We start from the raw sequence: 14,698 nt of genomic DNA on the forward strand, positions 1-14,698 counted from the left end.
ACATGCCTTATAATGATCCATCGTTAAAAGTTTTTTCTTTGAATTCTAATCCGGAGTTAGCTAAGTCAATTGCAGACCACATTGGCGTAGAACTGGGTAAAATCACTGTTTCCCACTTTAGCGATGGCGAAATCCAGATCAATATCGAAGAAAGTATCCGCGGCTGTGACGTCTACGTTGTCCAGTCCACTAGTGCGCCTGTCAACCAGCATATGATGGAACTTCTCATCATGATTGATGCTTTGAAACGTGCTTCAGCTAAAACAATCAACATCATCATGCCTTATTACGGTTATGCTCGTCAGGACCGCAAAGCCCGTGCCCGTGAACCAATTACAAGCAAACTGATCGCTGATATTTTGCAAACTGCCGGTGCTACACGCGTCTTGGCATTGGACTTGCATGCACCGCAGATCCAAGGTTTCTTCGATATTCCGATCGACCACTTAGTAGGTGTTCCAATTCTATCCGACTATTTCGAGAAAAAGAATTTGGAAGATATCGTCGTTGTATCTCCTGACCACGGCGGCGTAGTCCGTGCACGCCGTATGGCTGATCGTTTGAAAGCACCGATTGCAATCATCGATAAACGCCGCCCGCGTCCAAACGTGGCAGAAGTGATGAACATCATCGGAGAAATCAAAGGCAAAACTGCAATCATCATCGATGATATCATTGATACGGCTGGAACTTTGACGCTAGCTGCTAATGCGTTGAGAGAAAAAGGCGCGACAGCAGTATATGCAGCATGTTCTCACCCAGTTCTATCCGGACCGGCAATCGAGCGAATCCAAAATTCACAAATTAAAGAGCTTGTTGTGACAAACTCAATCCCTCTTCCAAAAGAGAAGCAAATCGAAAATATCACGCAGCTTTCTGTTGCACCATTGTTCGGTGAAGCGATTATCCGCATCCACGAACAGCAATCTGTTAGTATCCTGTTTGATTGATTTTATGTTTATTACTGGAATTGTAAGGGAAACCTTATCTGTAGACACGTAAAAACTATGGAGGGTGATTACGATGGCAGTAAAGCTTAAAGCAGACAAACGAGATAACAATACAAAATCTTATATCAGGGGACTTCGCGAAGAAGGAGTCGTCCCTGCAGTCGTATATGGCAAAGGCAAAGAGCCTGTCAGTGTTGCAGTTGATAGTGTGGATCTACTGAAAACTGTACGAGATGAAGGTAAGAACGCCATTATTTCTTTGGATATCAAAGGCGAATCGGTAGATGTAATGCTACATGATTACCAAACTGATCCATTGAAAGCAAGTCTTGTACATGCGGATTTCTATGTGGTGAACATGTCGGAAGCACGTAATGTAGAAGTGCCGATCCAGCTCGAAGGTGAAGCACCAGGATCTAATGAAGGCGGCGTTCTTCAACAGCCATTGTTTGATCTGGAAATCAGTGCAAAACCGAATGACATCCCAGATCAAATCACAGTCGATGTCTCCAAACTTGAAGTCGGTGACAGCATCAGCGTTGGTGACCTGCCAACAGACGGTGCTTATGAAATCCTAACCGATGCTGATACAACAATCGCTACAGTCACTGCACCTACTGCAGAGATTGAAACAGATGATACAACTACTGGTGATGCGGGCGATGTAGAAGCAATCGAAGAAGGATCTAAGGACGATAAAGAAGATTAAAATAAAAAGCTGCACCTTTTATGGTGCAGCTTTTTCTACATAAATTTTATGTGAAGAAATCGGAAAAAAGGACTATCTCTCGCTGAGCTGGGGTATCCTATACCAATACCAGACAAAGCATGTCAAGGATGGGAAAGGAAGCATCCTTGATGTGCTTTTTGTGCAGGAAGGAAGGAATTTCCCTTTCTGTCGGAGAAGGATAAGAGCTGGAGTGTTAAATGCTTCCAACCGTACTTCTCCGCTTTTCGGTTATGTCTAGCTGCGAAAGCCAGAAACAGCGCCGTAAGTGATAAATCCCTGCGTGAGGAAAAGCATCTCACTCCGGGCTTTCTCGCTTATTTCTCTGAACGGTTTCTTCCGGTTTTCGGTTTTTGTCTAGCTCCAAAGACCAGAAACTGCGCTGTAAGCAATGGATCCCTGCGTGGAAAGGTCATCCACTCCGGGCTCCCATGCTTACCGCTTCGTTTCTAACCGTACTTCTCCGCTTTTCGGTTTTCTTGTATTTTATTTTCTGTTGAGGTATAGTTTTTTGGGAATGGACTATGAGTAAAGGGCGTTTATAAATATGAAAATGATTGTTGGACTTGGGAATCCGGGTCAGAAATATGATCAGACACGGCATAATATTGGGTTCATCGCGATTGATGAATTAGTGCACCGGCACAATTTGCCGTTAACAAATAAAAAGTTCAATAGTGTATATGCGACAGGCATGATAGATGGGGAAAAGGTAATCTTGGTAAAACCTATTACTTTTATGAACCTTTCAGGTGAAGCAGTACGACCGCTGATGGATTACTATAATGTCGAGCTTGAGGATTTGATTGTCATTTATGATGATTTGGATTTACCGGCAGGAAAGGTTAGACTGCGGGAAAAAGGCGGTCATGGGGGCCATAATGGAATCCGTTCTTTGATTTCGCATTTAGGCACGAAGGAATTCAAACGCATTCGTCTGGGAATCGGCCGTCCGGTCGGTCAGCAGCCAGTTGTAGATTATGTTCTCCAGCGTTTCCATAAGGAGGAATTGCCGGACATCGTCGATAGTGTGAAGAAGGCTGCCGATGCAACAGAAACATGGCTTAAGGAGCCTTTCCTGAACGTGATGAATGATTTTAATCGCTAATTCATACACTGCAAGGTGATAAGTATGAATCCAGATGCTTTCGGGCAGACTTTGACAGAGTCAAATCTAAGTCCCGGAGGCATAACTATGGCTATCGTTTACCGTTGTCGACATTGCAAAACGCAGCTAGCAGAGCTAGATGAATATAAGGTGGATATCAAAGCGCTCGGATGGGATCGATTATCCGCAGCGGACTATCAGGAAATGGTGCAGATTGATTCGGGTAATATCGTCTGTCAGGTCGCATGTGAGGATTGTGAAAATGCGCTGCAGCAACACCCGCATTATCATGAACTGGATCATTTCATGCAATAACGTAAAGCTAAATAATGCTGTCATACAAAGCTTTGGTGCCTGAACCAAGGCATTTTTTGCTTATGACATGTACTAGCAGAAGGAGGCATTATGCAAGAGATCAAGCAATTTATCTCAAATCAGGATGACATACAATCAGTCATCAATGGGATAAAGTCTGGGATACACGAACAGCTTTTGACAGGATTGTCTGGTTCGGCAAGGGGAGTCCTGGCAACTGTGCTGCAGGACTCCATACGGCGAAAAGTAATCCTGGTCACACATCAGCTGACTCAGGCGCAGACACTTTATGAGGACTTATTGGAGCTGAGTACGCATTCCAATGTGTACCTGTATCCTGTGAATGAATTATTAGCATCGGAAATTGCCATCTCCAGTCCGGAGCTTCGATCACAGCGTCTGGATGCATTGCGGAATTGGATGCATAGTGAGAATGGCGTCCTAGTAGCTCCGGCTGCAGCACTAAAAAGAATACTGCCACAACCAGCTAAATGGGAAAGCTATCAGCTGGCTTTTCGTGTTGGGGAAGAAATCGATTTAGAGCACTACTTACGTGCGTTGGTCGATATGGGATACGAACGTACGGATATGGTTGCGTCTCCAGGAGAGTACAGCCTGCGCGGAGGTATATTGGATATTTATCCATTAACGGAAAACAACCCGATCAGAATCGAATTGTTCGATACAGAAGTCGACTCCATTCGTTATTTTGATTCGGACACACAGCGCTCTCTGGAGAAGAAAGACGCGGTTGAAATAGGCCCTGCAACGGAATTGCTCATCGATAACGAGGATATAGCCCGAGCAGCGGATCGGTTGGAGAAAGCATTAGGGGAAACAATAGCCAAACTGCAGGCCGATGAGCATAAGCAGCAAGTTCTAGAGTCTGTCAGTCAGGATCTTGAAAGATTACGGCAGCAAGAGCGATTTCAGGGCATGGCCAAGTATGCAGGCTATTTTTATGAGGAACCAGCTAGTCTGTTAGATTATCTTGGTGAAGGCGGCTATATCATCCTGGATGAAATGAGCCGAATCCAAGAAACAGCTAACCGGCTCGATGAAGAGGAAGCAGAATGGCATCAGAGTCTGCTGGAAGCACATCAAACAGTAAGAAAGCTGAAACTGTCGTTTGACTGGCATGAAGTACTACAGCAGATGAAGCAGTCACGTTTGTATTTGAGCGTGTTCTTGCGACATATACCGAATACACAGCCCCAAAATATTGTGAACGTGACATGCAGGGCTATGCAGCAATTCCATGGACAGATGCATTTGCTGAAAAATGAGCTGGAACGGTGGGAAAAGAGCAATTATTCTACTATCTTAATGGCACCTACCCAGCAGCGTGCAGAGAAGATCCAAGCTGTTCTGGCTGATTATGATATGGAAGCAGTCATCGCAGAGCGTGTTTCCTTGCCGGTGAGCACACCGACTATCTTGATAGGTAATATCAGCAGCGGTTTTGAGCTGCCATTTCATAAGCTGGCAGTGCTGACAGAGAACGAACTGTTTAAAAAGCGTTCAGCAAGACCGAAGCGCAAGCAAAAAATATCCAACGCTGAGCGGATTAAGAGCTACCAGGAGCTTGCTGTAGGCGACTACGTTGTTCATGCAAACCATGGTATCGGCCGCTATGTTGGTATAGAAACGCTGCAGGTGCAGGATCTGCATAAAGATTTCATGCTCATCCGCTATTCCGGAGACGACAAGTTATTTGTGCCAATTGATCAGATTGACCTTGTTCAAAAGTACGTTGGATCAGAAGGAAAAGAACCGAAGCTTTACAAGCTTGGCGGAACAGAGTGGAAAAAGGTTAAAAGCCGTGTCCAATCGTCAGTGGAGGATATTGCTGATGAGCTGATCAAGCTTTATGCCGAGAGGGAAGCCTCCAAAGGATATGCGTTTTCAGAAGACACCGAGATGCAGCGGGAGTTCGAAGCTGCGTTTCCTTATCAGGAAACCGAAGATCAGCTTCGTACCATTGATGAAATCAAAAAGGATATGGAACGGGAACGTCCTATGGACAGGCTGCTTTGCGGGGATGTCGGATACGGGAAAACAGAAGTGGCTATCCGTGCAGCTTTCAAAGCAATTGCGGATGGGAAGCAGGTAGCGATTTTAGTACCGACAACCATTTTGGCGCAGCAGCATTACGAGACGATTCTGGAACGATTCCAGGATCATGCGATCAATGTAGGTCTGATGAGCCGATTCCGTACGCGCAAGCAGCAAAATGAAGTCATGACCGGGTTGAAGAGTGGGGTTATCGATATTGTTGTAGGCACACACCGCCTATTATCCAAGGATATCGTATACAAAGATCTTGGCTTATTAGTGGTGGACGAAGAGCAGCGCTTTGGCGTTAAACACAAAGAAAAGCTGAAACAGCTTAAGACGAATGTTGATGTTCTGACATTGACTGCCACTCCAATCCCTCGTACATTGCATATGTCCATGCTTGGTGTGCGTGACCTTTCCGTTATTGAGACACCACCTGAAAATAGATTCCCGATTCAAACGTATGTGATGGAGTACAATCCAGTCTTTATCCGCGAGGCAATCGAACGGGAAATGGCTCGGGATGGACAGGTATTCTTCCTTTATAACAAGGTAGAGAATATTGAGCGTAAAGCACAGGAAATCGCAGCTTTGGTTGATGATGCCAGAGTCGCCTTTGCGCATGGTCAAATGAACGAATCTGAGCTGGAAAGTGTTATGCTCGCCTTCCTTGAAGGGGAATATGATGTACTTGTCAGCACAACTATCATTGAAACAGGGGTGGATATCCCGAATGTGAACACATTGATCGTTGACAATGCAGACAGAATGGGACTTAGTCAGCTATACCAATTACGCGGTCGAGTAGGACGTTCCAATCGGGTAGCATACGCTTATTTCACTTATCAGCAGGATAAAGTGTTAACAGAGGTGGCGGAAAAGCGTCTGCAGGCAATCAAGGAATTCACTGAACTTGGATCAGGATTCAAAATCGCGATGCGGGACTTGTCTATCCGCGGAGCAGGCAACTTGCTCGGTTCTCAGCAGCATGGATTTATTGATTCTGTCGGTTTTGATATGTATTCCCAGATGCTTACGGAAGCAGTGGAAGCACGTAAGGCAGGTAAGCCAGCAGAAGAGATCAAACCATTCGAAGTTGAGCTTGACCTAGATATCAATGCGTATATCCCGGAGTCTTATATCAATGACGAGAAACAGAAAATCGATATGTATAAACGTTTCCAGAGCTGTTCATCCCAAGAGGAAATCCATGATTTGCGGGAAGAACTGATTGATCGATTCGGTGACTATCCTGAAGAAGTGGCCAACCTCTTCCATGTAACTACATTGAAAATGTATGCTAAACGGGAAAAAATCGAATCCATCAGTGAGAAGAAGAAAAAACAGCGCATGGAGATCTTAGTCGATCCTGATATGAGCCAGCACGTTGACGGCAGCAAGCTGTTCGAATTCGCTAATCAATATGGCCGGATGGTCCAGCTAGGTACAGAGGACAAGAAATTGAAGATCGTCTTCAATTGGGACCGGAACTCTTATGAACGCCGATATGAGATAGCTGAAGAATTCATACAAGCTATGCGCGAACTAAAACGAGCTAGTTAAACTTCCACTACAAAAAATCTACAGGAAATGTATAGTAATGCCGATGTGTATCATACTAACAGCACAACTGGTGAATTCTTCTTTTCTTCATAATAAGTAGAAAATACCCCAGAGCAGCTTATGATACAGAAAGAGAGGCAATGGAAGATGAAGGCTACAGGAATCGTACGTAGAATCGATGACTTGGGACGTGTTGTTATCCCGAAGGAAATACGCCGGACACTGCGCATTCGAGAGGGGGATCCGCTGGAGATCTTTGTTGACCGTGATGGTGAAGTTATCTTAAAGAAATACTCTCCGATCAGCGAGTTGGGCGATTTTGCAAAAGAATACGCAGAGGCATTATTTACTTCGATTGACCACGGAGTACTTATATGTGACCGCGATGAATACATTGCAGTTGCAGGAGAATCGAAGAAAGAATACATGAATAAAGGCATCGGGGCTGTAATTGAAAAGGCGATGCAGGAAAGATCGACTGCCACGAATAATCAAGCAGGCAGTATCGAGCTTGTAGAGGATAAGGAAGAAGACATCCAAGCGTATGTGGTAAGTCCGATCATTGCAAGCGGTGACCCAATTGGGTGCGTTATTATTGTCAGCCGCAATGATGGTGAATTAAGCAAGGTAGAAGAAAAAGCAGCAGAAACAGCTGCTAATTTCCTCGCAAGACAGATGGAATAGTGAAGAAGGAATCCCGCAGCTTATTATGTTGCGGGATTCTTTTTATGCTAAGCTAATCCCAAAGAGGAGGAGAGCTTATGATAGAGGAGCATGCGAATGGTCTCTTATTAAACCGGACAACGATGCTTGGTGAAAGAAACTGGCGGGATGATGATACATATAAATTTATTTTCAGCCCTAACGGTCATGCTGTCTACCAATTTCAGGGACATAATATGGAATTGTCTGATGGTGAGGCTATGCTTCTTAATCCACATGAGATACATAAACAGCTCCGCCATACGTCGGAGAAGTGGATTGTTGAATTGCAGCCAGCTTTTATAGCAGAAGTAGCACAGGAACTGAGCGGTAGCAGGGTAGATCCGATGTTCGCACTAGTAGCATGTAAACACCCACTTCTTCACCAATGGTTTTCTATGACTCGTCTCTACTTGGGAATAGCTACAGAAAAGGAAAGTGCTCTATGGCTGGAGAATAGCTGGATTCAGCTTGCGATGGTTCTGCTCCGCCTTGTACCAGGCACCCATAGCGATAAGTGGGACATGAAAGGATATGAGCCAACTGTGCACATCGTTTTGGATGCTTTGAAACAAAGTTATCAGCAAGACTGGACACTGGATAAGATGGTACAGCTGACCCAACTAGGGAAATATCAATTCAGTCACCTTTTTAAAAAGGAAACGGGTCTGTCACCGTATAGCTGGCTCCAAATATATCGTGTCATCCAAAGTCAGAAGCTGCTCCGTCATACCGATGCTTCCATTCTTTCCGTCGCCTTGCAAGTAGGCTTTAAGAATGTGTCTTCTTACCATGCTGTATTTCGGCGAATCTACGGTCAGACTCCTGGTTTATTTCGGAAAAGCATATATAACGTATAGAAACAAACAATTACTAAAATACTCGCTCCGCTTATCAGGATGAGACTTCGAATAGATAGGAAGGATAAAAAGCTGGCATACAGTGCTAGTGACAAGGTATTTGAAGCGTATAGCAGTACAGCATTAGAGCTGAATGCCCTTCCAAGCATCAATTTTGGTACATGAGTCTGTATGAGATACACCCTGGTTAGGCTGCTCAAAGGAAGACCTATACTGATAAGGATAGCGCCGACAAAGAAGAAGGGTTCCTTGTAAGCTAAACCGATTATACAGATTCCTGCACCCCATATAACGCATCCTAGTACATATTTTTTCATGTCCAATCGATTTATCAGTAGCGGAATTAGAATGCTGATAATTGTCGCTCCAATGCCAAATACAATCTGAATTGCGTTATACCACGGCTCGCCATTTTCCGTAATTTCCTCGAATGCGAGCAAAATTCCAACTTGCCATACCCAAGTGTTGAAAAAGACTACGAAAAAGGTAGTAATGAATAGATGCACTAGGGTAGGCTTTTTTCTTATCCATTTAAAGAAATCAAATAGTGACCTATAAAGCGATGCGATAGACAGTCCGACTTCCTTATCGGTCGGAGCCATAGCCGGCAAACGAGAAAGGCAGAGAGCACTAATAGCATAGGAAGCTGCATCTATAACAAAAAAATAGATAATATCAGCACTTGCAATCAGCCAGGCAGCGAGAACAGGACCAATTAAGGAAGCGGAACGTTGGATTGTATCCCAGGTACTATTGGCGTTAGGTAGTTCTTCTTCCGGTATTATCTCAGGGAGTACAGCTCGGTGAGCCGGATTGAAAAAGCAGCCACAGCATTGAAGCAAGAAACTTCCTGCAAGAAGATAAGGGAAGGTCAGACCATCCTGTAGATAGAGAAAGATGATTATAGTAAGGATGATCAGTCTTATTAAGTCTATGATTACCATCATATTTCTTCTGTTTATATGGTCTGCTAAAGCTCCGCCGAATAATCCGAAGAGAAGGTATGGCATAGTTTCTGCAATGGCTACAATTGTTGTATGCATGCTAGAGTCAGTCATACGAAAAGCGAGAAACAGGAATGCCAACCCGGATAGGATATCACCGATGTGGGAGACTGCTCCACCTAGAAAGTAATAGACTGCATTTTTATTTTTGATAACTGCCTTATACATGCTGTTCACCTCTTATCCAGCATATATCCTTAATGGATGAAGGTCGTATTGGATCTTGCTCAAAGTTAAAGCAGGATATGGCATATGGTATAATCCCAATAGGAAAAGTTTGGAGGAATCATTGAATGGGGTTAGGTATGAAGCGGCTGTTTCACGGTGCTTTTGTGCTGGCGGTCGCTGGTTTGATCAGTAAGATTTTAAGTGCGGGCTATCGGGTCCCGTTTCAAAATATAGTAGGCGATAAGGGCTTTTATATTTATCAGCAGGTATATCCATTCCTTGGGATAGCAGCAAGCCTTGCTCTATACGGTATTCCGGCAGCTGTGTCCAGATTGGTTGCTGATCGTTATCGCAGCACATCGCCGTCTCTTCGTTCGTTCTATTTACCGGTAGGGACTTTCTTGCTCGGTCTGGCTGTGATTACCTTTGCTTTACTGTATATGCTAGCACCGCAATTAGCCGAATCGATGGGCGATACAGCTTTGGTGAAACCACTCCAAGCAGCGTCTTTTATCTTCTTGGCAGTTCCGTTCACTTCGATTCTGCGAGGCGTTTATCAAGGAAAGCAGAATATGACGCCGACAGCTGTTTCACAAGTAGTGGAGCAGCTAGTCCGCGTAAGTTTGATTCTTGCTGTCACTTTCCTGCTTGTCCGTTCAGGGAGTGATTTGTATGACATAGGAGCTAAAGCTGCAATGGCATCTTTAGCAGGGGCGTGCTTTGGTATTGTAGTACTTAGCTTTTATATGAGAAGAGAACCGATTATTTCCTCTGTGGAGCAGCGGCTTCCGTGGGGATATATCATAAAGACGATCCTCGTATACGGACTTTTTATTTGTCTAAACTATATGCTATTGCTGTTATTGCAGTTTGCCGATGCTTTTACGCTCGTTTCCGGATTGCTGTCACATGGTTTGAGTTTGGATGAAGCACGTGAATGGAAAGGGATATATGATCGCGGACAGCCGCTAGTACAATTAGGTATCGTCGTCGGCTCCTCCCTGGCATTAGCATTCGTACCTTCTATAACAAAGGATCAGCTGATCAGTGAGAAGAAAGCGGTCCTACATTTGCTGCATAGCGGGTGGAAACTAAGCTTCCTGTTATCAATTGCAGCTACAGCTGGATTAGTCGCTCTGCTCCCGCTAGTCAATGAATTGCTGTTTAAGGACGATGTTGGTACATATTCTTTGCAAGTATTCACGCTGACGATCTTTGTTTGTTCCCTCACATTGACTACTGCTTCTATGTTAGAGACTTTAGGGAAATGGAAGCAGACAGCTGCTATAATCGCGGCAGGTTTTCTACTCAAGTGGTTTATGAATGAATGGCTCGTTCCGATTTATGGTATCTTGGGTGCTTCATTGGCGACTGTCATTACTGTAACATGCATATTAGCTTGCAATATGTATTTGCTTAAACGGCATCTGCCGGAGATTAAATTATTCCAGCTTCCATGGAAAAGTTTATTTGTCGGATTGCTGTTCATGCTTGTCGCAGTAGGACTTTTATATGTAGCTGCCGTCGAATTGTTTCACGTGAAAACACGAATTTTGTTATTAGGTTATGTATTGTTTGCGGTTATGGCTGGTGCTTTATTATATGGAATAACCTTAATTAGGACTGGGGCATTCAATCGGGCAGAGTTAGAATCATTGCCGTTCAGCAAACATTTACTGCGCTTAGAAGGGAGAAAAGAAAAATGAAACATACCATTGAAGTTGTCGGTCTTGGTGGTGGTGATATAAATCAGTTGTCACTAGGAATCTACAAGAAGCTAAAAGAGCATGGACAACCAATCTTTGTAAGAACGAAGGACCATCCTGTCGTCAGAACACTGGAGGAAGAAGGGGTGGAGTTCCATTCCTATGACGAAATCTACGAAAATTATCCTGATTTTCAATCGGTTTATGAAGAGATAGCTAACAGCTTGTTTCGGCAAGCAGAAGAAGGGTCATTGATTTATGCAGTTCCCGGTCATCCGATGTTAGCTGAAATGACTGTTCAGCTGCTGCTTGCTCAGCAAGAAGTGGACGTAAAGATTATTGGGGGGCAGAGCTTTTTGGATGATTTGTTCTCTGCTCTGCGAATTGATCCGATTGATGGTTTTCAATTCGTCGATGCGACATCATTCAAGCGTGATGAGCTGGAATACAGACAACACCTCATTTTCTGCCAGGTATATGATCAAATGGTGGCTTCGGAAGTAAAACTGGAGTTATTGGAAGATTTACCGCCTGAATATCCAATTATGATTGTGGATGCAGTAGGCAGCTCGGATGAGAGTATCAAGACTGTCATGCTGGAGGATCTGGACAGGAGCGTAGAATTCAGTAACTTGATGAGTGTGTATGTACCGCCAGCAGTATCTTTGGAGATGAACCACAAATTCTATCGATTGCGTGAGGTAATTCAGACGCTGAGGGGTCCGGGCGGCTGTCCATGGGATCAAAAGCAAACACATGAATCATTGCGGAAGTACTTGATCGAAGAAGCTTACGAGCTTATTGATGCCATCAACAAGGAAGATGATGAGAATCTTATCGAGGAATTAGGGGATGTACTGCTCCAGGTTATGCTGCACAGTCAGATTGGAGAAGATGATGGTTATTTCTCTATTGAAGATGTCATTCGAAGTGTGACCGAAAAAATGATCCGCCGTCATCCACATGTATTCGGAGAGGCGGTTCTGGAGACTGAAGAAGAGCTGAGCAAGAGCTGGGAAGCTATCAAGCAGGAAGAAAAGGCAGAGTATAACCCTGATCAGAGTGAAGAATCAATGCAGCCGGAGCTAATGAATGCAGCAGAGATTGGCAAGCAGAAACCTTCTCCATCTAATTTGGCGCAGCAGCTGGCTGAATTCAGCAGAAGAGCATCAGTGGCAGAGGTGGATGAAAATGTCATTGGAGAGCTTCTGTTTGCTATTGCTTCTTATGCGGGCTATTATAAAATAAATCCAGAAATTGCGTTACATCAAGCAATAGAAGGAAAGAAAAGTACGGATAAGGGAAGTGAATGATATGCGTTTGGATAAATTCCTAAAAGTCTCACGACTGATCAAACGCCGGACATTGGCAAAAGAAGTGGCCGATCAAGGCCGTATCACTATTAATGGCGTTCAGGCAAAGGCTTCAACGAATGTAGCTGTTGGTGATGAGATGGCGATCCGTTTTGGTCAGAAGCTGCTAACGATCGAGGTGCAGCAGCTGAAGGAGGCAGTTAAGAAGGAAGATGCTGCGACACTGTACACAGTGAAAAAGGAAGAGCCTGTACAATAAAACCGTTCTAACCTTGTCCCTGCCTTCATAGATTGTTAGGGATAAAGGGAGGCGGTAACGATGGATCAAACCCGGAAAACCCAAGCGGATCATGATATAAAGATGTTCAATCGGAAATCGCTCGAGATCAGCGGTGTGAAGGAAGTGGACAGCTTCGACAGTGAAGAATTCCTGCTCCAGACTGAGATGGGCTATATGATCATTCGCGGGAGCAACCTGCATATGAAGAACCTTGATCTGCAGGAGGGGAAGGTATCAATCAAAGGCAAAATCCAAGAGCTATCCTACTTGGATGAGCATCATGGGGAGAAGGCTAAAGGAATCTTTAGCAAGCTCTTCAAATGACGCTCACTGTCCAATTCCTCACCATCGTGTCGATGATTGCCGGCGGGGTTTATCTTGGCGCAGCCATGGATACATTCCGCCGCTTCGAACGACACTGGAAAAAGCAGGTCTTCATGCGTTACATCATGGAATGCGGGTTCTGGCTGCTGCAGACGTTGCTATTGTTTTCCTTGCTGTTTCAAGTGAATCAGGGGGAAATGCGCTTTTATATACTTTTAGCATTGTTATGTGGCTTTGCAGGATATAGAGCTTTATTCCAGACAAGTTATCGACGAGTGCTTGAATGGCTGATCCGTGTCATCCGACGGACTATCCTTATTGTCAGAAGGATTTTACAGATACTTATCCTGACACCAATACGTTTGCTGCTGCAAGGGCTCCTGCTGCTGACAGGAGGAGTAGTGACGCTGATATGGAGATTGATACGTTTGGTTTTGGTTAGCCTCTTCTATCCAATCCGTCTGATCGGGCGGCTGGTATGGAGAATGACGCCAAGTAAGCATAGAAAAATTTACTCCAAATTAGCAGGTATATATAGTAAAATGAAGAATATAGCAAGGAAAGCACTGGATTCACTGCGCAGAGCAAGGAGGTAAAAATGGCGTGGCAAGAAAGAAACGAAATGTAACGAAGATGGAGTCCAACTACACGAGACAATATGATGCTTATACGGAACGGCAGCGAAAAAAACAGAAAAGACTCTTTCGGCGTTTGATCTTGTTCGCCGCTTTTGCAGTTGTTCTGCTTGGATTAATGACAGGTTATCATATTCATCAGCGAGGTGTTTATGCTTCTAAGCAAGCAGAATATAAAGAGAAGCAGGAAGAGTTGGCCAGCTTGCAGAAGAAGGAAGAGGATCTCAAGGAGGAAATCGAACTTTTGAACGATAAGAGTTATGTACTGGAAATTGCCAGAACGAACTACTTCTACTCAAAAGACGGTGAAACCATCTTTAAAATCACCGAAGAGGAACCCTCTTATTGACACCCTTTTCCAAGCTTTTATATAATATATAAGAAGTATATTTCTTTCAAACTTTAAGGAGGAGCATTTTTTTTATGTCAATTGAAGTAGGCAGCAAGTATCAGGGTAAGGTAACGGGAATTACTAATTTTGGCGCATTCGTAGAACTGCCGGGAGGTTCTACCGGTCTAGTCCATATTAGTGAAGTTGCCGATAATTACGTGAAAGACATTAATGAACATTTGTCTGTTGGTGATATGATCACAGTCAAAGTCATTAATGAAAAGGACGGAAAGATTGGACTTTCTATCAAGAAAGCGAAAGATAATCCGCCACCAGCACGTCGTAATAACAACAACAGAGGTTCCGGACATGGCGGCGGTCATCGTGAGCGCACCGAAACTTTTGAAGCAAAAATGAATCGCTTCTTGAAGGATTCAGAGGACCGTCTGGCGTCCCTTAAGAAACACACAGAATCAAAACGTGGTGGCAGAGGCGCTAAAAAAGGTTAAACTTGCTGTCTATATATTGGGATTTGATAAAATGCAAATCTTGAGATATAAAATAATGAATCGGATGCAAAAAAGCATCCGATTTTTTTATGTAAATATATATACAAAAAAACAAGGAATGCGATTTGCATTCCTTGTTTAGGGA

15 protein-coding genes are annotated in these 14,698 nt (G+C 44.0%); 14 read left to right on the forward strand and 1 reads right to left on the reverse strand.

The genetic code is table 11. From position 1 onward, the window contains the following. Window positions 1-2 precede the first annotated feature (2 nt). The 7 genes from CHH91_RS17485 (at window position 3) to CHH91_RS17515 (ending at window position 8,283) form a co-directional block, all read left to right on the forward strand. Window positions 3-950, forward strand: a complete 948-nt coding sequence (locus CHH91_RS17485; RefSeq protein ID WP_095224698.1) for a ribose-phosphate diphosphokinase — start codon at window positions 3-5, stop codon at window positions 948-950. Window positions 951-1,023: 73 nt separating this feature from the next. Then, a complete protein-coding gene (locus tag CHH91_RS17490; protein WP_095224699.1) occupies window positions 1,024-1,659 on the forward strand; it encodes a 50S ribosomal protein L25/general stress protein Ctc in 636 nt (211 codons plus the stop codon). A gap of 565 nt (window positions 1,660-2,224) precedes the next feature. After that, entirely contained in the window at window positions 2,225-2,785 is a 561-nt protein-coding gene (gene pth / locus CHH91_RS17495) for an aminoacyl-tRNA hydrolase (RefSeq protein ID WP_095224700.1), read from the forward strand. 87 nt (window positions 2,786-2,872) lie between these two features. Continuing rightward, on the forward strand, window positions 2,873-3,100 hold the full coding sequence (locus CHH91_RS17500) for an anti-sigma-F factor Fin (protein ID WP_176465843.1): 228 nt from the start codon (window positions 2,873-2,875) through the stop codon (window positions 3,098-3,100). 90 nt (window positions 3,101-3,190) lie between these two features. After that, entirely contained in the window at window positions 3,191-6,721 is a 3,531-nt protein-coding gene (gene mfd, locus CHH91_RS17505) for a transcription-repair coupling factor (protein ID WP_095224702.1), read from the forward strand. 147 nt (window positions 6,722-6,868) lie between these two features. Beyond that, entirely contained in the window at window positions 6,869-7,405 is a 537-nt protein-coding gene (spoVT, locus tag CHH91_RS17510) for a stage V sporulation protein T (protein ID WP_095224703.1), read from the forward strand. A 77-nt stretch (window positions 7,406-7,482) separates the two neighbouring features. Continuing rightward, window positions 7,483-8,283, forward strand: a complete 801-nt coding sequence (locus tag CHH91_RS17515; RefSeq protein ID WP_095224704.1) for a helix-turn-helix transcriptional regulator — start codon at window positions 7,483-7,485, stop codon at window positions 8,281-8,283. On the opposite strand, the gene CHH91_RS17520 is transcribed toward CHH91_RS17515, so the two are convergent. Next, complete coding sequence (locus CHH91_RS17520; RefSeq protein WP_095224705.1) at window positions 8,241-9,455, reverse strand: MFS transporter; 1,215 nt, start codon at window positions 9,453-9,455, stop codon at window positions 8,241-8,243. The genes CHH91_RS17515 and CHH91_RS17520 overlap by 43 nt on opposite strands. A gap of 125 nt (window positions 9,456-9,580) precedes the next feature. Here CHH91_RS17520 and CHH91_RS17525 point away from each other — a divergent pair, with 125 nt between their 5' ends. From CHH91_RS17525 to CHH91_RS17555, 7 genes are all read left to right on the forward strand, one after another. Next, window positions 9,581-11,161, forward strand: a complete 1,581-nt coding sequence (locus CHH91_RS17525; protein ID WP_095224706.1) for a putative polysaccharide biosynthesis protein — start codon at window positions 9,581-9,583, stop codon at window positions 11,159-11,161. After that, window positions 11,158-12,474, forward strand: a complete 1,317-nt coding sequence (gene yabN / locus CHH91_RS17530; protein ID WP_095224707.1) for a bifunctional methyltransferase/pyrophosphohydrolase YabN — start codon at window positions 11,158-11,160, stop codon at window positions 12,472-12,474. The genes CHH91_RS17525 and yabN overlap by 4 nt, the downstream gene beginning before the upstream one ends. 1 nt (window position 12,475) lies before the next feature. Further along, on the forward strand, window positions 12,476-12,733 hold the full coding sequence (locus tag CHH91_RS17535; RefSeq protein ID WP_038562415.1) for an RNA-binding S4 domain-containing protein: 258 nt from the start codon (window positions 12,476-12,478) through the stop codon (window positions 12,731-12,733). Window positions 12,734-12,793: 60 nt separating this feature from the next. Continuing rightward, complete coding sequence (yabP, locus tag CHH91_RS17540; RefSeq protein WP_095224708.1) at window positions 12,794-13,078, forward strand: sporulation protein YabP; 285 nt, start codon at window positions 12,794-12,796, stop codon at window positions 13,076-13,078. Further along, on the forward strand, window positions 13,075-13,674 hold the full coding sequence (gene yabQ, locus CHH91_RS17545; protein WP_095224709.1) for a spore cortex biosynthesis protein YabQ: 600 nt from the start codon (window positions 13,075-13,077) through the stop codon (window positions 13,672-13,674). The genes yabP and yabQ overlap by 4 nt, the downstream gene beginning before the upstream one ends. Before the next feature lie 7 nt (window positions 13,675-13,681). After that, on the forward strand, window positions 13,682-14,062 hold the full coding sequence (locus CHH91_RS17550; protein WP_095224710.1) for an FtsB family cell division protein: 381 nt from the start codon (window positions 13,682-13,684) through the stop codon (window positions 14,060-14,062). Between the two features lie 74 nt (window positions 14,063-14,136). Next, the gene (locus tag CHH91_RS17555; RefSeq protein ID WP_095224711.1) at window positions 14,137-14,553 is read left to right on the forward strand and encodes a S1 domain-containing RNA-binding protein; all 417 of its coding nucleotides are present in this window, start codon (window positions 14,137-14,139) and stop codon (window positions 14,551-14,553) included. Window positions 14,554-14,698 lie beyond the last annotated feature (145 nt).

Origin of the sequence: Virgibacillus sp. 7505, from assembly GCF_002272135.1 — a bacterium.
Taxonomy (GTDB): domain Bacteria; phylum Bacillota; class Bacilli; order Bacillales; family Amphibacillaceae; genus Terribacillus.